The organism is Microbulbifer halophilus (assembly GCF_026183675.1).
In the GTDB taxonomy this organism is placed as follows: Bacteria; Pseudomonadota; Gammaproteobacteria; order Pseudomonadales; family Cellvibrionaceae; genus Microbulbifer; species Microbulbifer halophilus.
The window spans coordinates 32,017-51,334 of sequence record NZ_JAPIVK010000022.1; the positions used below are offsets into that span (position 1 = coordinate 32,017).

Annotated in this window: 21 protein-coding genes; 9 read left to right on the plus strand and 12 right to left on the minus strand. The window is 63.2% G+C overall.

Translation table 11 applies throughout. The features are described 5' to 3' along the window. Window positions 1-285 precede the first annotated feature (285 nt). The 6 genes from OQE62_RS12430 (at window position 286) to OQE62_RS12455 (ending at window position 4,898) form a co-directional block, all read left to right on the plus strand. On the plus strand, window positions 286-732 hold the full coding sequence (locus OQE62_RS12430; protein ID WP_265722367.1) for a hypothetical protein: 447 nt from the start codon (window positions 286-288) through the stop codon (window positions 730-732). A gap of 93 nt (window positions 733-825) precedes the next feature. After that, window positions 826-1,695: a putative selenate ABC transporter substrate-binding protein gene (locus OQE62_RS12435; RefSeq protein WP_265722368.1), complete on the plus strand. Its 870-nt coding sequence runs from the start codon at window positions 826-828 to the stop codon at window positions 1,693-1,695. Beyond that, the gene (locus OQE62_RS12440; RefSeq protein WP_265722369.1) at window positions 1,695-2,372 is read left to right on the plus strand and encodes an ATP-binding cassette domain-containing protein; all 678 of its coding nucleotides are present in this window, start codon (window positions 1,695-1,697) and stop codon (window positions 2,370-2,372) included. The genes OQE62_RS12435 and OQE62_RS12440 overlap by 1 nt, the downstream gene beginning before the upstream one ends. Continuing rightward, window positions 2,369-3,838, plus strand: coding sequence for a PhnE/PtxC family ABC transporter permease (locus OQE62_RS12445; RefSeq protein ID WP_265722370.1), 1,470 nt, complete (start codon window positions 2,369-2,371; stop codon window positions 3,836-3,838). Before OQE62_RS12440 ends, OQE62_RS12445 begins: the two co-directional genes overlap by 4 nt. 110 nt (window positions 3,839-3,948) lie before the next feature. Next, window positions 3,949-4,263: a cupin domain-containing protein gene (locus tag OQE62_RS12450; RefSeq protein ID WP_265722371.1), complete on the plus strand. Its 315-nt coding sequence runs from the start codon at window positions 3,949-3,951 to the stop codon at window positions 4,261-4,263. Window positions 4,264-4,295: 32 nt separating this feature from the next. Then, the gene (locus tag OQE62_RS12455; protein ID WP_265722372.1) at window positions 4,296-4,898 is read left to right on the plus strand and encodes an esterase/lipase family protein; all 603 of its coding nucleotides are present in this window, start codon (window positions 4,296-4,298) and stop codon (window positions 4,896-4,898) included. A gap of 250 nt (window positions 4,899-5,148) precedes the next feature. Here the strand turns inward: OQE62_RS12455 and OQE62_RS12460 are convergent, their stop codons facing one another. Further along, the gene (locus OQE62_RS12460) at window positions 5,149-5,913 is read right to left on the minus strand and encodes a TerC family protein (protein ID WP_265722373.1); all 765 of its coding nucleotides are present in this window, start codon (window positions 5,911-5,913) and stop codon (window positions 5,149-5,151) included. Window positions 5,914-5,975: 62 nt separating this feature from the next. Continuing rightward, complete coding sequence (locus OQE62_RS12465) at window positions 5,976-6,362, minus strand: SpoIIAA family protein (RefSeq protein ID WP_265722374.1); 387 nt, start codon at window positions 6,360-6,362, stop codon at window positions 5,976-5,978. 230 nt (window positions 6,363-6,592) lie between these two features. Here OQE62_RS12465 and OQE62_RS12470 point away from each other — a divergent pair, with 230 nt between their 5' ends. After that, complete coding sequence (locus OQE62_RS12470) at window positions 6,593-7,555, plus strand: alpha/beta fold hydrolase (protein WP_265722375.1); 963 nt, start codon at window positions 6,593-6,595, stop codon at window positions 7,553-7,555. 70 nt (window positions 7,556-7,625) lie between these two features. Here OQE62_RS12470 and OQE62_RS12475 read toward each other — a convergent pair whose 3' ends face one another. The 7 genes from OQE62_RS12475 to OQE62_RS12505 all read right to left on the minus strand — a co-directional run bounded on the left by OQE62_RS12475 (window position 7,626) and on the right by OQE62_RS12505 (window position 12,922). After that, a complete protein-coding gene (locus OQE62_RS12475; protein ID WP_265722376.1) occupies window positions 7,626-7,931 on the minus strand; it encodes a hypothetical protein in 306 nt (101 codons plus the stop codon). Window positions 7,932-8,143: 212 nt separating this feature from the next. Beyond that, complete coding sequence (locus OQE62_RS12480; RefSeq protein ID WP_265722377.1) at window positions 8,144-8,548, minus strand: VOC family protein; 405 nt, start codon at window positions 8,546-8,548, stop codon at window positions 8,144-8,146. A gap of 137 nt (window positions 8,549-8,685) precedes the next feature. Then, window positions 8,686-8,994 (minus strand): putative signal transducing protein, encoded by a 309-nt coding sequence (locus OQE62_RS12485; protein ID WP_265722406.1) that lies wholly within the window; start codon window positions 8,992-8,994, stop codon window positions 8,686-8,688. Window positions 8,995-9,093: 99 nt separating this feature from the next. Then, window positions 9,094-9,441, minus strand: coding sequence for a hypothetical protein (locus OQE62_RS12490; RefSeq protein ID WP_265722378.1), 348 nt, complete (start codon window positions 9,439-9,441; stop codon window positions 9,094-9,096). A 251-nt stretch (window positions 9,442-9,692) separates the two neighbouring features. Then, window positions 9,693-11,201, minus strand: a complete 1,509-nt coding sequence (locus OQE62_RS12495) for an aldehyde dehydrogenase (protein WP_265722379.1) — start codon at window positions 11,199-11,201, stop codon at window positions 9,693-9,695. A gap of 225 nt (window positions 11,202-11,426) precedes the next feature. Next, the gene (locus tag OQE62_RS12500) at window positions 11,427-11,963 is read right to left on the minus strand and encodes an asparaginase (RefSeq protein ID WP_265722380.1); all 537 of its coding nucleotides are present in this window, start codon (window positions 11,961-11,963) and stop codon (window positions 11,427-11,429) included. A gap of 296 nt (window positions 11,964-12,259) precedes the next feature. After that, the gene (locus tag OQE62_RS12505; RefSeq protein ID WP_265722381.1) at window positions 12,260-12,922 is read right to left on the minus strand and encodes a fumarylacetoacetate hydrolase family protein; all 663 of its coding nucleotides are present in this window, start codon (window positions 12,920-12,922) and stop codon (window positions 12,260-12,262) included. A 133-nt stretch (window positions 12,923-13,055) separates the two neighbouring features. Between OQE62_RS12505 and serA the strand changes: the two genes are divergently transcribed. Further along, window positions 13,056-14,303: a phosphoglycerate dehydrogenase gene (gene serA / locus OQE62_RS12510; RefSeq protein ID WP_265722382.1), complete on the plus strand. Its 1,248-nt coding sequence runs from the start codon at window positions 13,056-13,058 to the stop codon at window positions 14,301-14,303. A 229-nt stretch (window positions 14,304-14,532) separates the two neighbouring features. Continuing rightward, window positions 14,533-15,444 (plus strand): EamA family transporter RarD, encoded by a 912-nt coding sequence (rarD, locus tag OQE62_RS12515; protein WP_265722383.1) that lies wholly within the window; start codon window positions 14,533-14,535, stop codon window positions 15,442-15,444. A 141-nt stretch (window positions 15,445-15,585) separates the two neighbouring features. Here rarD and OQE62_RS12520 read toward each other — a convergent pair whose 3' ends face one another. From OQE62_RS12520 to OQE62_RS12530, 3 genes are all read right to left on the minus strand, one after another. Then, window positions 15,586-16,569 carry an alpha/beta hydrolase gene (locus tag OQE62_RS12520; RefSeq protein WP_265722384.1) on the minus strand — a complete coding sequence of 328 codons (984 nt, stop codon included), beginning with the start codon at window positions 16,567-16,569 and terminating at the stop codon, window positions 15,586-15,588. Window positions 16,570-16,787: 218 nt separating this feature from the next. Then, window positions 16,788-17,852 carry a class II fructose-bisphosphate aldolase gene (gene fba / locus OQE62_RS12525; RefSeq protein ID WP_265722385.1) on the minus strand — a complete coding sequence of 355 codons (1,065 nt, stop codon included), beginning with the start codon at window positions 17,850-17,852 and terminating at the stop codon, window positions 16,788-16,790. 158 nt (window positions 17,853-18,010) lie between these two features. Continuing rightward, window positions 18,011-19,174 carry a phosphoglycerate kinase gene (locus OQE62_RS12530; protein ID WP_265722386.1) on the minus strand — a complete coding sequence of 388 codons (1,164 nt, stop codon included), beginning with the start codon at window positions 19,172-19,174 and terminating at the stop codon, window positions 18,011-18,013. Window positions 19,175-19,318: the final 144 nt, after the last annotated feature.

A 19,318-nucleotide genomic window follows, 5' to 3' on the forward strand; every position in this document is an offset into this window, starting at 1 on the left:
CTCCGGTATTTCAGGAACCTCCTTCATAGGGCGGCACAATAAAGTGAGTGGTGTAAAGCAGGCGGCAACCTGGCCTGTCGTACGGGAAATTCGCAAACGGTTCGCTGCACCGAAACGATCCGGAATCCAGCGGAGGTGCCGCCGCCAGCCTGTATTCCGGAACGCTTTGTCATGCCGGACTTGATCCGGTACCGGAATGACGATCGTGAGGAACGAATAGGGCTCGCCCGTTGTTAAAGGATTCTGAACAACAGCAACTAGAGAAGTCACGGCGATCCAGAAAAAATGAACGACCCTAGCGCAACAAAAGCTGTCGACCTATTCAAAGCCTGCCTAGCCATTCTGCTCGGCTACCTTTGTTTCAACCTTTCCACCTACATCATTGTCTCGCCACTGATTTCCGGACTCTTTGCACAGAGCGGCTACAGCAACAATACCGTTCTTTTTATCGACCTGCTCAGTAATACGCTCGCCTACAGCCTGGCGGCATTTCTGGCCTGTGTATTCGCGAGGCGATTCGTGACTTTTACCGGAATCGGTATAGCGGTACTCACCCTGGCTACTTACAATGTCATGATTGCTCTGCCTGAGATACGGGCCGGTAGTTATCAGCTCTGGTGTATCCTGGCCGTCAATTTCACAGTTGCCGGCGGTACGGTAATAGCGATACATCTGTCGAAGAAATCCATCGGCGAACCCGATTCCCGCGACCAGCCCCTGGAAAGGCCGTGACCCGGGATCCGCACACCGGCGACAAGTTGTAAACTCCACCTGCTTGCGATAAAAAGCACCGCACAACCCACTTCCACCCAAAGGACCTTTCCGATGCGCTATTTAACCGCATTACTGGCCCTGTTGGTGTCCTTTGGCGGCCATGCCGCGGACACTCAGCGCCCGCAGTTTACCTTTACCGCCATTCCCGACCAGAACGAGGCCGAGCTGGTGCGGCGTTTCCAGCAGGTGGCGGACTATCTGTCCGGCGAGCTGGGGGTCGAGGTGCGCTATATTCCGGTGAAGAGTTACCCGGCCGCCATCACCGCCTTTCGCAACAACCAGGTGCAACTGGCCTGGTTCGGCGGCCTGTCCGGTGTGCAGGCGCGGCGGGCGGTGCCGGGGTCCGAGGCCATTGCACAGGGTTACGAGGACCAGTTTTTCAAGAGCTACTTTATCGCCCACGGCAGCACCGGTATCGAGCCGGCGGATACGCTGCCGCAGGCCGTGGCCGGGCGCACCTTTACCTTTGGTTCCAAGGGGTCCACTTCCGGGCGGCTGATGCCGGAGTTCCATATTCGCGAGACTTTCGGTGAATCGCCGGGCGAGGTATTTTCCCGCGTGGGTTTCAGCGGCGACCACAGCCGCACCATCGCGCTGGTGCAGTCCGGGGCTTTCGAGGTGGGCGCGGTCAACTATGCGGTCTGGGACAAGGCCGTGGCCAGTGGCGAGGTGGATACGGACCAGGTGTCGGTGATCTGGACCACGCCGGAGTACGCGGACTACCAGTGGACGGTGCGCGGTGATATCGACGCGCAGTTCGGCGACGGCTTCAAGAAAAAGCTGACGGCGGCGCTGCTGGCGATCGACGACAGGGCGATTCTCGACAGCTTCCCCCGATCGAAGTTTGTGCCAGCGGACAACGACGACTACCGGGCCATCCAGCAGACCGCGGAGTCCATCGGCCTGCTGAGCGATTTTTGATGGCGGTGCTGCTGGAACTGCGCGACTGCCGCCTGGCCTACCCGAGCGACAGGAAAAACCAGCCGGACAGGCTGGCACTGGCAGTCGATGAACTGACGCTCCGGGAGGGCGATCGCGTGGCGCTGCTGGGCAGGAGCGGCGCCGGCAAGAGCACCCTGTTGCGGCATCTCCGCGACGGGCTGGCGGACAGCGCCAGCTGGTGCCCGCAGCAGGCCGCGCTGGTGCCGCAGTTGAAGGTTTTCCACAATATCTTTGCCGGCGCGCTGGAGCGCCATTCGGGGTTTGCGAACCTGAAAAACCTGCTGCTGCCGTCTCCCCGCTTCCGGGAGGAAATCGCCACCCTGGCGCAGCCGCTGGGTATCCGCGAGCTGCTGTGGACCAAGGCGGAGGAGCTCTCCGGCGGCCAAAAGCAGCGGGTGGCCATTGCCCGCGCCCTCTACCAGCGCAAGCCGGTACTGCTGGCGGACGAGCCAGTGTCGGCGCTGGATAGACGCCAGGGCCGGGACATTCTCGACCTACTGTCCCGGCGCCACGGCACTTCGGTGATCGCCATGCACAATGCGAGCCTGGCGCTGGAAGTCTGCAACCGGGTGATCGGGCTCGGGGATCAGCGGGTGCTGTTCGACAGCCCCGTCGATCAACTCGATCCCGACACTATCGAGCGCCTGTACCGGTGACGGGCTTTTGGGGGCAGGCGCGCAGCCTGCGAAAACTCACCTTCTGGTTCGCCGCCATCGCCGCCGCCTGCCTGGCGTTTGCGGATATCGACATCACCACCCGCAGCCCCGGCCACGAGCTCTGGCGTATGGCCACGGGGCTGGTGACGCCGCGCATCGACGACCCGCAGCAGTGGCTGGATGCGGTGATCACTACCCTGACGTTTTCGCTGCAGGGGGTGGTACTGGCGGCGGCGCTGGGCTTTGTACTGGCGGTTTTCTACCGGCGCGCCTGGGTGCGCATCCTGGCCGCCGCGCTGCGCTCGGTGCACGAGGTGTTCTGGGCGCTGATCTTTATCCAGGTATTCGGCATTTCCACCCTGGCCGGGGTGCTGGCGATCCTGTTGCCGTTTTCCGGCACCCTGGCGAAGGTCTACGGCGAACAGCTGGAAGAAATCGATCCGGCGCCGGCGCGGGCGGTACAGTCGGGCGATCGGCAGAGCGTCAGCCATTTCTTCTACACCCGCCTGCCACTGGCGCTGTACGCGATGCGCCACTACACCGCCTACAGAATGGAGTGCGCCATCCGCTCCTCGGTGGTGCTGGGATTTATCGGCCTGCCGACGCTGGGCTTCCACCTGGAGACGGCGCTGCGCACCGGCGACTACGGCGCGGCCAGCGCGCTGCTGTTCACGTTGCTGGCGCTGGTCTACTCGCTGCGTTTCTGGTTCCGTGCCGGGCTTCTGTGGCTGCTGGTGCCCGCGGCCTTTATCGTCCGGCCCATTTCGGCGAACTGGAGCGCCGCCAACCTCGCCCAGTTCCTGCGTGACTGTATCCCGGCGCCGCTGCGCCACGACTGGCCGCTGGAAAAAACCGGGCGCTGGCTGGCGTGGCTGGGGGAGCAGGTCGCCTCAGGTGCCTGGAATACCGCACTGCTGGCGCAGATTGCATTGGTGCTGACGGGGCTCTTCGCGCTACTGGCGTCCACGCTGAATTCGTCGCACTTTGTCTCGGGGATGGCGCGCCGGACCGGCGACGGTTTTCTGCTGGTACTGCGCTCGCTGCCCGAGTACCTGCTGAATTTTGTCGGCCTGATTATACTGGGGCCGTCGATGCTGCCGGCGATCATCGCGCTGACGCTGCACAACGGCGCCATTATCGGCCACCTGCTGGGGCGGCACAGCGACGAGATCGAACCGCCGGCGATACCGACCGGGCCGCTCGGCCGTTTCGCTTATCATTATGTGCCCACGCTCTACCAGCGATTTCTGGCCTACTGTTTCTATCGCTGGGAGATCATTATTCGCGAGACGGCGATGCTGGGGATACTGGGGATTCCGACGCTGGGCTTCTATATCGATTCGGCCTTCCAGTTTCTGCGTTTTGATGTGGCGTTGATATTGATTGGCGTCAGTGCCGGCATGACGATGGGGGCGGATTTTATTTCGCAAAGGCTCAGGCGCAATCTGAGAATGGAAGCGTTTTGAGAGATGGGAGAATGATGGGCACGCTCCGCTTTGCCCATCCTACGTTTTCCGGACGACGGTTCTATGCAGGATCCTACGTTCGAAGAGCACAGGGGAACAGGAAAGAAGTCGTGAACAATATTTTTGCGTCATTGCCCAAGGATCTCAGTGCGGAGGTCTTCGAGGATATCGTGCGCCGCGACTCGGTGAGAATCGAGCGCATCGTCTCCAGGGGCCACAGCTCGCCGGAGCGCGGCTGGTACGACCAGGACGAGGGCGAGTGGGTGATGGTGTTGCGGGGTGCAGCCAGACTACTCTTTGAGGACGGGCGCGAAGTCGAGCTCGGCGCCGGCGATTTTATCGATATTCCCGCCCGCACAAAGCACAGGGTGAGCTGGACAGATCCGGGGGAAACCACTGTCTGGCTGGCCGTGTATTACAAATAGACGGCAGTAAACGACGGAGGTGGTCCGAGCCGATGAAAACGCCAAGCCGCGTCGCCCTGTTGATTCCCGGTATCTTCGACCGCGGCTGGTCGATGCACCGGATGCAACGCGCCCTGGACGCGGCGGGTTTTCACGCCCACTACCTGCACCTGAAATACAACTCCGGCTGGTACGGCATGGAGTTCCTGTCCTATCAGCTCAAGAGCCAGTTGGACGCGCTCGTCGACAAGGACAGCACCTGCGCGCTGGTGGGCTTCAGCATGGGTGGCATCGTGGCCAGGCACTACCTGCAGGCGCGGGGCGGGCTCGATCGGGTGCACAAATTCGTCTCTCTCTCCAGCCCCCACTACGGCAGCCTCTGGGCCGGCCTGCTGCCGTACAGCGGCGGGCGACAGTTGCGCACTGGCAGCGGGTTTCTGAAAAAGTTGAACGATGGCGTCCACAGCCTGGCGCCGACCGATCCCGTCTCCATCTGGACTCGCTACGACATTACCATCCTGCCGCATACCAGCTCGCGCCTGCCGTTGGGGGCGGCTTACGAGGTGCCGGTGGCGCTGCATCGGTGGGTGCCGCTGGATGAGCGGGTGATCGATATAGTGGTCGATGAGTTGGGAGCCGGGCTCCCACAGCCGTAGGGTGGGGGCGAGTCTTGTTGGGGTTCGCGGGGCTCACTCCAACCCACGCCACGCCCCTCTCCCCCGGATCAAGTCCGGGGCAGGCTCTAACCCTCTCCCAGTGGGAGAGGGGACTGGTATGGGTCTTGGGAAAGCCCGGTGGGTTGACCCGCCCCGAGGTACTTCCGGCATTGCTCCCCTCTCCCGCCGGGAGAGGGGCCGGGGGAGAGGGCGGCGGAAGGATCCGGTGGGTTAAGCGGCCCCTTATGCCTCAGCCGCCGCTTTTCTCCTCGTAGGGTTTGTGCAACTCCACCGGCGCTGTCTTCTTCTGGCGCTTGCTGCGCAACCGCAGGTTGAGCATTTCCACCGCCACGGAGAAAGCCATCGCGAAGTAGATATAGCCCTTGGGCACATGCACGTCGAAACCTTCCACGATCAGCGTCAGCCCCACCATGATCAGGAAACTCAGCGCGAGCATCTTTACCGTGGGGTGGCGGTCGACGAAATCGCCGATGGGTTTGGCGGCCACCAGCATCACGATCACCGCCAGCACGATGGCCACGGCCATAATGGAAATCTCGTCCACCAGGCCCACGGCGGTGATCACCGAGTCCAGCGAGAAGACGATATCCAGAATGGCGATCTGCACCAGCACCATGCCGAAACCGGCGGCGGCAGCCGAGGTTCCGTCGCCACTGGTGCCCTCCAGGCTATTGTGAATCTCGTGGGTGGCCTTGGCCAGCAGGAAGAGGCCGCCGCCCACCAGGATGATATCGCGACCCGAAACCTCCATACCGAAGACGGTAAACCAGGGTTCCACCAGTCCCATGATCCAGACAATGGAGAACAGCAACGCCAGGCGCGTGACCATCGCCAGGGTCAGGCCGATAAAACGCGCGGGTTCGCGCTGCTTTTCCGGCAAGCGGCCGACGAGGATGGAGATAAAGATGATGTTGTCGATACCCAGGACGATTTCCAGCGCTGCCAGTGTCGCCAGCGCCACCCAGGCTTCCGGGTTGGCCACCCATTCGAACATGTGAGAATTCCTTTTTCCGCGAAGTGTTATTGGAGGTTATCAGGCAATAAACGCGGACTATTCTATGCTGCTTCCTCCAGCCAGGCCATGGCCTCCGCCTGATCCTCGAAGAAACGCGCCTCGCCGCCGATAAACCAGGAGCCCACCCTGGTGGAGAGCTCCTGCCAACGGCGATTGCCCACCAGGGCCACACGGTTGAACTGGCGGCCGTGCTTGAGCCCCAGCTTGAGATCGTCCCAGGCGGCGCGCGCCTCCCAGCCGTCCAGCTCGGTGGCATCGAAGAAGACATTGATCCTGGGATTGTCCACACCGGCGATTGCAGACTCCAGGATCGGCACCATGGCCCGGTAATCCCGGTGGGTCAGTTTGCCGCACACCCGCACAGAGAGAAAAAACTCCCCGTTGGTGCGCTCCATACCGACGGACAGCCCGTGGCGCTGCACACTCATAAGTCGACTCCTGACGGCCGTGTAGCGGGCATACAGGCTTTATAGCGTGGGCGACAAGCCGCGACCAATGGTAGGGATGGCAGCGCGACGTCGAACTTTTCACGGGGCGCCACCCTTTCCAGGCTGCCACTGTCGATCTGTGAACCCGCCGCACGACCAGGGGATAGGCGCCAGGTTAGTTTGCCGATACGGCCCAGGCCAAAAATCCACTTTTGCAGGAGAAAGAAACAATGCTTACCCATTGTCCACGCGCACGGTTCGCCGAACGGTTTCTGTTGCCCGCCCTCGCGATCGCGGTGCTGCTGGTGACCGGGCTTGTCCATGCAGATACGGACAGCGACGAGACCCGACAGGCATCGGAACCGGACAAGAGCGGCCGTGTCAACGCCAACGGTATCGACTATTACTACCAGATCCACGGTGAGGGCGAGCCGCTGCTATTGCTACACGGCGGCCTGGGGGCGATTGATATGTTCGGTCCGGTACTCGCCGAACTGGCGGAGCAACGCCGGGTCATCGCCGTGGAGTTGCAGGGCCACGGCCGCACGGCATTGGGAGACAGGCCCATCCGCTACCGGGATATGGCCGATGACATGGCCGCAATCCTCGAGCAGCTGGACCAGCCCGAGGTGGACGTCGTGGGCTATTCCATGGGCGGCGGCGTGGCCCTGCGCTTCGCCATCCAGCACCCCGAACGGGTAAAGCGCCTGGCGCTGGTTTCCACCGGTTTCTCACGCGACGGCTTCTACCCGGAAATGATTCCCCAACAGGAACAGATAAGTGCAGAGATGGCCGGAGCCATGGAGGACACGCCCATGTACCGGACCTACCGGAAACTCGCTCCCAGGCCGGAGAAGTTTCCGGAGTTGCTGGACCGCATGGGAGATCTGATGCGCAAGCCATACAATTGGCGGGATGAAGTCAAAGCGCTGAATATGCCGGTCATGCTGGTCTATGGCGACAGTGACATGTTCCGCCCCGAGCATATGGTGGATTTCTATCAACTGCTGGGCGGCGGCCTCGGGGATGCCGGCTGGCAGCGGGAGAACATGCCCATCAACCGCCTCGCCGTCCTGCCGGGCAAGACCCACTATGATATTTTCTTCGATCCGCTGCTGGCGCGCACGGTTCTGCCGTTTCTCAACGGCGGGATGGTCAAAAAGAACTGGAAAGAGCGGGAAGATTCGGAATAGTCGAGGTGCGGTGGCAGCGGCTGTGTCGACCCCGAACCGGCCCAGCAGGAAAGTGCAGCCGCTGAGTCGGTCAATGGCTGAGAATTTCCACAATCTCACGGGTGTTGTGTATCAGGCGGATGATTTCCCCCTCGATACTGATGGTGACCACACCCTGCCTGTCGACCGGCTTCACCACCACGCCGTGGCGGTAGATCTCATGCCCGAGGATAGTGCCGACCTCCAGTTTCTTCCTCCAGCCCGGAGGCAGTTCACCGCCACGCTCGACTTTTTTCTGCAGGCCGGGTGGCAGCTCCTTGTTGGGCTTGGCCGCCGCGCCCGCAGTCGGCAGAAGCAGCAGCACAGCGAGTCCGGCGGCGATGATGGATTGGTGCATATCTGGCAGCCTCGGTCTGAATGAGCGTGTTTGGCGGGTGGCGAAGCGGCCCGGAAAGATGTGTTTATCCTGCCCGGTACGGCGCCGCCCGTCTGTGCGACCCGTCGCGCTTCCACAACAGACTCTTGGACCATCCTGCGCTGCAATTGGTTCGGCCCGGGCGCGATGGCCGGATAGCGGTAGCGGGCTGATTGTCCATCGACGGGGGCGGGTCAGAGACAGAGTTCGTCGTAGCCGCGGCCGCGGAACTCCAGCAGGCAGAAGCCGTGACCGAAGGGATCGGAGAGGCCGGCAATAGCGCCCCATTTGTTGACGCGGATTTCCGACTCCAGTGTCGCGCCGGCGGCGACGGCCCTTTCCACCGCGGCCTCCACATCGTCCACCACCATATCCAGGTGCAGCGGTGTCCAGTGGCGCTCGTAGCGGCGCTTCTGCGCCAGCGGTTCCGCCACTCGTGTGCCCGGCTCTTTCACCAGCAGGTAGACGGGCGCATTGCCGCCCAGCATCTCGACGCCGTCGGTGCCGAAACGGCGCCCCACGTGCAGATTGAAGGCGTCGCGATAGAAATCGATGGCGCGGTCCAGGTCGTCGACATCGATATTGATCAGAAACTGCATTATTCAGGCTCCTGGCCCGGGTATTTCACCAGGCCGCTTTATACTCAGCTTAACTCTATGTTTTCTATAAACTTTTTGACATGTCTCCACGGGAACAGAATATCACCGATCATCGCGATCCTGGTGAAGTATCCGGGTTAGGAATGGGCCGGGCGGGGACACTGGCAATTCCAGCAGTAATCGAAAGCCGCCCCGTTTTCCTCACCACACTCCCCGCAGCGCCAGGCGCTCTGACCGTCGCCATCGTCCCGCAGCAGTTGGCGGGCCCGCTCAAAATCCCGCTCGCGCTCCAGCCACAGTTCCAGCCAGGTCTGGTGCGGCGCCAGGTCCCCGGAGCCGCCCTGGGCGAATTCGTTTTTCAGGAATACGGGAATGCCGGCGACTTCCAGCTTGCTCTTCGCCAGTTCCACCAGCAGGCGGTTTTCGTGGGTAAAAATCAGTTTCATCGACAATAAAAAAGGGCCACTTGTGTGACCCCCAGACTATCAGCACTGATCGCCCGCGCAAGCGGATTAATGATCGACAAGCTGGCAGTTCCGGCCCTCTCAGAGGCGCCCCTGCGCACCGGTATGAATTTCCAGAATCGTATCCCCGGGCGCGCCCGGGGAAGGCCGCGCGGTTATCACGACTTCGCCATCGGAGCCGGCGGTATACTCCTGCACCACCTCTCCGGCCGCGTTTTTCTGTACCGCCAGCCGCTGGCCGGCTTTTACGTTTTCACCGGATTCCACCGTCAACTCGAGCCAGTGGTTTGCAGCGGCGCCGGGCAGGCCGGGAAACAATTCGATCTCGCGGATGGTGAAATCGGCCTCCACGGGCGCGGCCGCATTGGCGCTGGTGCTGCCGGCGGCGATCAACAGCAGGGCTCCGAGGAAATAGTGATGGGGATTCATTACCGCACTCCCGTCAGTCTGTTGCAAAAATGGCGGGTCCGGGGGCCCGCCGGTGGAGCAGTCTGTCGTCGGGGTCTTTCAATCGCAGGGATTGATTTAGGTATAGACGAGAACGGAAACAGGCGCCATTGACCGGGAGGTATTGGCAAGGATGTCGCGCACCCGGATAAAAAAAGGGTCGCGATTGCGGCCCGGATTCCGGTGCCTTTGCGGCACCGGTCGCGCTGTGGGCGGCGGGCGCCCGCAGCGGTTCAGCTGATATCGATCCAGGTGGATTTCAGCTCGGAGTATTTGTCCAGCGCATGCAGCGATTTGTCGCGGCCGTTGCCGGACTGCTTGAAGCCGCCGAAGGGCACGGTGATATCGCCGCCGAAGTAGTTGTTGATCCACACGGAGCCGGCGCGCATATCGCGGGCCACGCGGTGGGCGCGGCCGATATCCTTGCTCCAGACACCGGCGGCGAGGCCGTAGATGGAGTCGTTGGCAATCTGCACCGCTTCCTCTTCGCTCTCGAACTCGAGCACCGACAGCACCGGGCCGAAAATCTCCTCGCGGGAGATGGTCATGTCACCGGTGACACCGCTGAAAATGGTGGGCTCGTAGTAGTGACCGCCGGCCACCGCATCCGCCGGCTGCCCGCCGCAGACCAGTTGCGCGCCCTGTTCCAGGCCCTTGGCCACATAGAACTCGACGGTGTCGAACTGGCTCTGGTCGATCAGCGCCCCCATGCGGGTGGAGGGATCCTGCGGGTGGCCGGGCTTGAAGACCTGGGCGGCCTTCTTCACCTTCTCGACAAATTCCGCGGCAATGCCCTTTTCCACCAGCAGGCGGGTGCCGGCGGTGCAGGTCTCGCCCTGGTTGTAGAAGACCGCCAGCGCCGCGGCCTCGGCGGCCTTGTCCAGGTCCGCGTCGGCGAAGACGATATTGGGGCTCTTGCCGCCCAGCTCCAGGAAGGTGCGCTTGAGGTTGGACTGGCCGGAGTACTCGGTCAGGGTCTTGCCCACCTCGGTGGAACCGGTGAAGGTCAGGCAATCGATATCCATGTGCAGGCCCAGGGCCTTGCCCAAACTGGAACCCGGCCCCGGCAACACGTTGAGCACGCCGTCCGGCAGGCCGGCCTCTTTCGCCAGGCCGGCCAGCTTCAGTGCGGTCAGCGGCGTGTTGGAGGCGGGCTTGAGGATCACACTGTTGCCGGTGGCCAGCGCCGGGCCCAGTTTCCAGGCGGTGGTGGACAGCGGGAAGTTCCAGGGCACGATGGCGGCCACCACCCCCAGCGGCATGCGCTGGATCAGCGCCAGGTCGTCCGGGCCGGTGGGGGCGACTTCGTCGTAGATCTTGTCCACCGCCTCGCCGCTCCAGCCGATGGTGGTGGCGGCGCCGGGCACGTCCACGTTCATGCAGTCGCCGATGGGCTTGCCGGCGTCGAGACTTTCCAGCAGCGCGACTTCGTTCTTGTTCTCCTCGATCAGCTCGGCGAAGCGCACCATGATCTTCTTGCGCGCCGTGGGCGGCATCTTCGACCAGACGCCGGACTCGAAGGTCTCGCGCGCGACCTTGACCGCCCGCTCGGCATCCTCCGGCCCGCAGTTGGCCACCTGCGCCAGCTCCTTGCCGTCCGCCGGATTGACGGAGGGGCGGGTTTTGCCCTCGAGGGCATCCACATATTCGCCGTTGATAAAGGCGCGGCCCTCGATCTCGAGGGTGGCGGCCAGTTCCTGCCACTCCTGCAGGCTCTGTGGGGTCTTGGTCTGTTCCGACATGGCACACCTCTACTGGTACTGGGGATTGGTATTGGAATAAAAATTGAATAATTATTCGGTTTATACCGAAAATGTGATCACAAATCAAAGGGTATCAGAATCGGCCATGGGACACACAAGGTTAGCGCCGCGGCAGACCTGGAAAGGGTAGACGCAGGGTGCGCCGTGCGCACCGGCCGGGCATCGTCCCGGTCTCGAGCCATTTTCCGGTGCGCACGGCGCACTCTACGGCTTCGCGGCCACGGCCTCGAAAGTGCCCGTCTCGCGATTCTTGCGCGCCCCGGGAATCGGGAGGACGCGATTGTGGAAGGCGATGTAGAAACCCGGCGGCATCAGGCGCGCGGCCAGCAGGGCCTCGATCACGTTCTGGCGCGCGTCCGAGTCGATAAAGCCCATGGGCTTCATCGCGCCGGTAAAGACCACCGGCACCGCCGGGGTGCCCAGTTTGCCGAAACAGTAGTCGGCGGTATCGGACATGGTGTCGGTGCCGTGCAGCACCACGATGGGCTCGCCCTGTTCGGCGGTGCGGGCGATGGCATCGGCGATCTGCCGGCGGTCGCCGTCGTCCATCTCCAGCGAGTCCTTGTTCAGCACGCTCTCCAGCTCCAGGCGCGTATAGGGCAGGCGCAGGGCGGCGATCAGGCCGTCGCGGATGATGGAGGCGCGATTCTTGAGGGTGCCCTCGGCCTCGCAGTAACTCTTTTCGATGGTGCCACCGGTGGTGAGGATACGAATGGTGGTGGTGGGATTGAGGTCGGTCATCGCGGTTCCCTGTATCTGGTCAATCTGCGCCGGCGCGCCTTTTGGACGCGGCTCGCGTTGGCGGCCCGGTGGGGCCGGCGGCATCATAGTGCCGGGAGATGGTAGCGGCAATATGGACTGCCTATGCCATCCCGAGGCCCCGGGGCCATTCCGCTGGATGCCGGATCAAGTCCGGCATGACGATACAATCAGAAACTCCGGGTGGTCATCCCGGACTTGATCCGGGATCCAGTGTTGGACACACCCCCGAGGTCATTTCGCTGGATGCCGGATCAGGTCCGGCATGACGACACCGCTCAGGCCACGGTGGTCTCCACCCGCAACCAGTCGTCCTCCAGTTGCATGACCAGGCGATCGCCGTGCAGCAGCTCGCCCACACCGGCGGGCGTGCCGGTGAGCACCACGTCGCCGGGCTGCAGGGTGAAATGGCTGCTGATATAGGCCACCAGGTCGAGGATCGGCGTGAGCATATGTCCGGTCTTGCCGCGCTGGCGCACTTCGCCGTTCAGCCACAGGGTGTAGGTGAGGCCGTCCCAGTCCGGTGTCCAGTCCAGTTTCACGAACGGCGACAGCGGGCAGGCGCCGTCGAACCCCTTGGCCGTCTCCCAGGGGTGACCGTTCTTTTTCAGTTGTTTCTGCAGGTCGCGCAGGGTCAGGTCCAGCGCCAGGCCCAGGCCGGCGATGGCGGGCGGCACGTCCGCGGCGTTGGCGCCGGTGAGCGTCTCGCCGATCAGCAGCGCCAGCTCGCCCTCGAAGTGGCAACTGCCCCGGTTCGGCGGCAGGTGCAGCGGCTCGACCATGGCTACCGCGGCGGTGGCGGGTTTGATAAATAACAGAGGTTCATCCGGCACCGGGCTGTTCATTTCGGCGGCGTGGGCGGCGTAGTTTCGGCCGACGCAGACGATCTTGCCGGGCGCCAACCCGGTGGCGGTGCCGCAGGTGAACTGGTGTCGGTACATAACTGTTTTAGATACTTAGGATAGACATTTCGAATAAAGCGCCACAGGCCGCTTGTGATATGATCGCGCCTTCGCCGGGTTCCCGGTGTTCCCCGCAAGTGAATCACGCTAGTACTCAGTGAAGAGATAGTTTATGGCCCCGCCCGATCCCAAGCAAAAACAGTCCCTGCAAAAAGACAAGATCCGCATCCTGCTGCTGGAAGGCGTCCACCAGACCGCCGTCGATCTGCTCGCCTCCCGCGGCTATACCAATGTGGAGCACCTGAAGACCTCCCTGCCGGAAGAGGAACTGATCGAGAAAATCTCCCGGGCCCACTTTGTCGGCATCCGCTCGCGCACCCAGTTGACCCGCAAGGTGCTGGAGAACGCGCCCAAGCTCATTGCCATCGGCTGCTTCTGTATCGGCACCAACCAGGTGGACCTGAAGGCGGCCACCGAGCTCGGCATCGCCGTGTTCAACGCGCCCTATTCCAACACCCGCAGCGTGGCGGAACTGATCATCGCCGAGACCATCTTTGCCCTGCGCGGCATTCCGGAAAAGAACACCGTCTGCCACCGCGGCGGCTGGCAGAAAACCGCCAAGGGCTCCTATGAGGCCCGCGGCAAGACCCTGGGTATCGTCGGCTATGGCGCCATCGGTTCGCAGGTTTCCGTGCTGGCGGAATCCCTGGGCATGCGCGTGATCTTTTTCGACGTGATCACCAAGCTGCCGCTGGGCAACGCCAGCCAGGTGGGCTCCCTGGACGAACTGCTGGAACAGGCCGACGTGGTCTCCCTGCACGTACCGGAAACCCCGTCCACCCGTATGATGATGGGCCCGGACCAGATCGCGCGGATGAAGCCCGGCGCCATCCTGCTGAACGCCTCCCGCGGCACCGTGGTGGATATCGAGGCGCTGGCGGAAGCGCTGAAGAACGGCAACCTGGCGGGCACCGCCATCGATGTCTTCCCGGTGGAGCCGCGCGGCAACGAAGACGAGTTCGTATCGCCACTGCGCGGACTGGACAACGCCCTGCTGACACCGCATATCGGCGGCTCCACCGTAGAGGCGCAGGAGAATATCGGCGTGGAGGTGTCCGACAAGCTGGCCCTCTACTCCGACAACGGCACTACCACCAGCTCGGTGAACTTCCCCGAGGTGGCACTGCCGGGCCACGCCGGCGCGCACCGGCTGCTGCATATCCACCAGAATATTCCCGGCGTCCTCAGCGCCATCAACCAGGTGTTCTCGGAGAACGGCATCAATATCTCCGCGCAGTTCCTGCAGACCAACGAGCTCGTCGGCTATGTGGTGATCGACGTGGATGCGGAGTACTCGGACCTGGCGCTGGAAAAGCTGAAGAATGTACCGGGCACGCTGCGCTGCCGCGTGTTGTTCTGATCCTGCCAGGGCGGGCCCGCGGCCACCCGATCGTAATCGTCATGCCGGCGAAGGGACGTCGTGCCGGACCTGATCCGGCACCGGAATCCAGAGACCCCGAACTGGATACCGGCCTTCGCCGGTATGACGAGTCAATTACACCTGACTTTCCTGTAATTTCCCCTTAGAATTCGCCGCACACGACAGCGGGCCACCGGTCCGCATTGGCCCTCCCGCCCTGCGAGTCACTGTGCAACATCGAAACGAATCCGCCGCTGCCGGCCTGCTAGCTGGCGTTTCCGCTTTTCTCTTCTGGGGATTGGCGCCGCTGTATTTCAAACTGCTGGACGAAATTTCCGCGCCGGAAATCCTCGCCCACCGCAGTATCTGGTCTCTCGCCCTGGCTTTGGGATTACTGCTGCTGATCGGCAAGTTCCCCGATTTCACCGCCACCCTGCGCGACGCCGGCAAGATGCGCACCCTGGCGCTGTCGACACTGCTGATCGGCAGCAACTGGCTGATTTTCATCTGGTCGATCACCAACGAGCACTTGCTGGATGCGAGCCTCGGCTACTACATCAACCCGCTGATCAATGTGCTGCTGGGTGTGGTGGTGCTGGGCGAGCGGCTGCGGCGATTGCAGTGGATCGCGGTGGGCCTGGCGGCGGTGGGCATCGGCCACGAGCTGTGGCAGTTCGGGCGGGTGCCGGTAGTGTCATTGTTTCTGGCCTGCTCCTTCGGCCTCTACGGCCTGGTGCGCAAGCGCGCACCGGTGGAGAGCCTCACCGGCCTGGCGATCGAGACCCTGTACATGTTGCCGCTGGCCCTGGGCTTCCTGCTGTGGAGCGCCAGCCCCAGCAGCAATCTGTTCAACAACAGCTGGCAACTGAACGGCCTGCTGTTGCTCACCGGCCCCATCACCCTGACGCCGCTGCTGCTGTTCAATATCGCCGCCCGCCGGCTGAACCTGTCCACGGTCGGCTTTCTCCAGTACCTGGCGCCGACCCTGATGCTGCTGATCGCCACCTTCCTGTTCGGCGAGCCGTTTGGCGAGGGCAAGCTGGTGACCTTCGGTTTTGTCTGGGTGGCGCTGGCGATCTACTCGGTGGATGCGCTGGCGCAGCGGCGGAAGATGCGGTTGCAGAGGAAGGCGGTGGTTTGAGTTTTGGGGGCGCCGCCGTCGCCCTCTCCCCCGGCCCCTCTCCCGGTGGGAGAGGGGAGCTATGCTGGAAGCCGTAGGGGCTAAGCCCCGTACCAATTCCTTCTCCCTCCGGGAGAGGGCTGCCGGAAACGCCGCCCAAGCCTAAGCATTCAACCAGTCATCCAACGCCTTCAAAATCTGGTGCCGGTACGGCTGCGTCTCGTTGATCATCTGGTGCCGCGCGCCGCGCACGATCACGCGTCTGCTGTTGGGGAAGCGGTCGCGGATGGCGCGCATGTTGTAGCGCCAGGAAACCGTCTCGTCTCCCGTTCCCTGAACCATCAGGATCGGCTTGGGGTTTTTCGCGGTTTTGGGGAAGGTCTTGAGCCAGTCCACCATGGCCCCCAGCCAGCGCATGGACATCACCGGTGACTGCAGCGGATCCCGGTGGGCCTGGCGGCGGGCGAACTCGGCGTCGTGGGTGTTGATGTTGAAGCCGCGGCTCGGCGCCAGCAGGAAAAAGCGGCCCAGGTAGAACATCCACTTGCGGATATGCCAGCGCGCCGGGCGGATCAGCGGCGCCAGCAGGAATACCTTCTCGAACGGCTGCCAGCAGCTGTACTGCAGGTAGGCCAGCAGCGCCGCGCCGCCGGTGCTCTGGCCGAGCGCGTGCCAGGGGCCGGGGAGTTTGTCGCGGGCAATCTGCAGAAGGGCGTCGAGCACCTGGCGATACTGCAGGAAGGTGTCGATGGCCACCGGCTCGCCGCTGGACAGGCCGTGGCCGGGGAAATCGAAGATCACAACGTTGAGATCGCGCTCCAGCCCGAAGCGCACGGCCGCGCCGTAGATGCCGGTGTGGTCGAAGTAGCCGTGGCAGATAAACAGGGTGCCGCGGGGGTTGTCCACCAGCCAGTACTGGGCCACCAGTTCGAAACCGGCCGCGGTAAAAGTGCCCACGCCGGTTTTGCCGGCCAGCGGAAACTGCAGGTCGTAGTAGTTGCGGTATTCCTGCAGGGCCGGCAGCAGCGGGCCCTCGTCGGCGCCGCTGAAATCCAGCGCCGGCAGTTGTTCGCGCAGGGCCGAATAGTCCGGTCTTTTCAGTACCGGGCTGTGTTCGACGGTGGTGATATCTTGCAGTAGGTCCATTGGTTCAATGGTACTGCATTTTTATTGGTGGTGGTGGGGAGTGGTTCTGGGTATGGGGCTGCGGAGGACGCCCTCTCCCCCGGCCCCTCTCCCGGTGGGAGAGGGGAGCTATGTCGGAAGCATTTGGGGCGAACCGATCCATTGAGCCTTCTAAGCCCCGTACCAGTCCCCTCTCCCTGGGGAGAGGGTTAGGGAGAGGGGAGGAGGGAGCCGAGAGACTATTTTACCTGCGGCTCCAGCTCCCCGGCCTCGTAGCGCTGGTACATCTTTTCCAGGTTCACCGGGCGGATCTTGCTGGCGTTGCCGGCGGTGCCGAAGGCTTCGTAGCGGGCCACGCAGATTTCCTTCATGGCCTGCATCTGTACCTTGAGGAATTTGCGCGGGTCAAACTCCGCCGGGTTCTGGGCCAGGAAGCGGCGAGTGGCGCCGGTGGAGGCCAGGCGCAGGTCGGTGTCGACATTCACCTTGCGCACGCCGTGGCGGATGCCCTCGCAGATCTGTTCCACCGGCACGCCGTAGGTTTCCGGGATATTGCCGCCGTACTCGTTGATCACTTTCAGCCACTCCTGCGGTACGGAGGAGGAACCGTGCATCACCAGGTGGGTGTCCGGAATGCGCGCGTGGATTTCCTTGATGCGGTCGATGGCGAGGATATCGCCGGTGGGTGGGCGGGTGAACTTGTAGGCGCCGTGGCTGGTGCCGCAAGCAATGGCCAGGGCGTCCACCTGGGTTTTCTTGACGAAGTCGGCGGCCTCTTCCGGGTCGGTGAGCAATTGCTCGCGGGAGAGTTTGCCCTCGGCTCCCACGCCGTCTTCCTCGCCGGCCTCGCCGGTTTCCAGGGAGCCCAGGCAACCCAGCTCGCCCTCGACCGAGACGCCGCAGGCGTGGGCCATTTCCACCGCGCGGCGGGTGACGTCGACGTTGTACTCGTAGGAGGCCGGGGTCTTGCCATCCTCCCCCAGGGAGCCGTCCATCATCACGGAACTGAAGCCCAACTGGATGGAGCGCTGGCAGACGCCGGGGCTGGTGCCGTGGTCCTGGTGCATCACCACCGGGATTTCCGGGAACTCCTCGATCGCGGCCAGGATCAGGTGGCGCAGGAAGGGCGCGCCGGCGTATTTGCGCGCGCCGGCGGAGGCCTGCACGATCACCGGGGAATCGGTCTGCTGCGCCGCCTCCATGATCGCGCGCATCTGTTCCAGGTTGTTGACGTTGAATGCCGGCACGCCGTAGCTGTGTTCGGCGGCGTGATCCAGCAGCTGGCGCAAGCTGATAAGTGCCATGGGCTATACCTTTGGTTTCTTAACTGTCATCTTCTTCCAGGATGGCTCCCCGATCTTGCGCCGGGGTAGCCGGTAGCGGCCGGGTGGTCCCGGCTCTGTTTGTGTTTTCTCCACGAATTCTTTCGATTCGCTTTGCCCATCCTAAAAGGGCGTTCGGATCACTCGGCGGCGCGGCGTTCCAGCATGGCCACCGCCGGCAGGGTCTTGCCCTCCACGTATTCGAGGAAGGCGCCACCGCCGGTGGAAATATAGGAGACCTTGTCGGCAATTCCGTACTTGTCCACGGCTGCCAGGGTGTCGCCACCGCCGGCGATGGAGAAAGCATCGCTGTCGGCAATGGCCTTCGACAGCCGCTCGGTACCGCCGCCGAACTGGTCGAACTCGAACACCCCCACCGGACCGTTCCAGATGATGGTCCTGGCCCCTTTCAGGATTTCATCCAACTGGGCGGAGGATTCGGGGCCGATATCGAAGATCATATCGTCGGCGGCCACTTCGTCGGCGGGCTTGGTTTCCGCCGCGGCGGACTCGCTGAACTCCTTGCCGGTCACCACATCCACCGGCAGCGGGATTTCGCACTGCTCCATCAGCTTGGCGGCGGTATCTGTCAGGTCGTGCTCGCACAGGGATTTGCCCACCGGCTTGCCGCTGGCGGCGAGGAAGGTGTTGGCGATACCGCCGCCGACGATCAACTGGTCCACCTTGTCCGCCAGGGTCTCCAGCACGGTCAGCTTGGTAGAGACCTTGGAGCCGCCGACGATGGCCACCAGCGGACGCGCCGGTTTTGCCAGCGCCTTCTCCAGTGCGTCCAGCTCGGCCGCCAGCAGCGGGCCGGCGCAGGCCTCCGGGGCAAACCTGGCCACGCCGTGGGTGGAGGCCTGGGCGCGGTGCGCGGTGCCGAAGGCGTCCATCACGAAGATATCGCAGAGCCCGGCGTAGGCTTTGGCCAGCGACTCATCGTCTTTCTTTTCGCCGCTGTTGAAGCGCACGTTTTCCAGCAGCGCGACATCGCCATTTCCCAGCTCCACGCCCTCGCGCCACTCCTTCACCAGCGGCACTTCGCGGCCCAGCAGCTCGCCCAGGTGGGTGGCCACCGGGGCCATGGAGAACTCCTCTGCGTACTCGCCCTCGGTGGGGCGGCCCAGGTGGGACATCAGCAGCACTTTCGCGCCCGCTTTGCTGGCGGCCTCAATGGTGGGGAGTGCCGCGCGAATGCGCGCGTCGGAGGTCACCGCGCCGTCTTTTACCGGAACATTCAGGTCTTCGCGAATCAGGACGCGCTTGCCCGCCAGATCCAGATCCTTCATCAATTTAACCGCCATAGCCAATCCTCTTTGCTGATAACTGCTGGGTAGAGACCGGCGGCTGGGCGCCGCCGGTAACGGGCGCGGAGTATAGGGCCTGTCCCCCCTCAATTCGATGGCCGGCGCCCACCGGGTGCCGGCCCGCGCGGAGTATATCAAGCC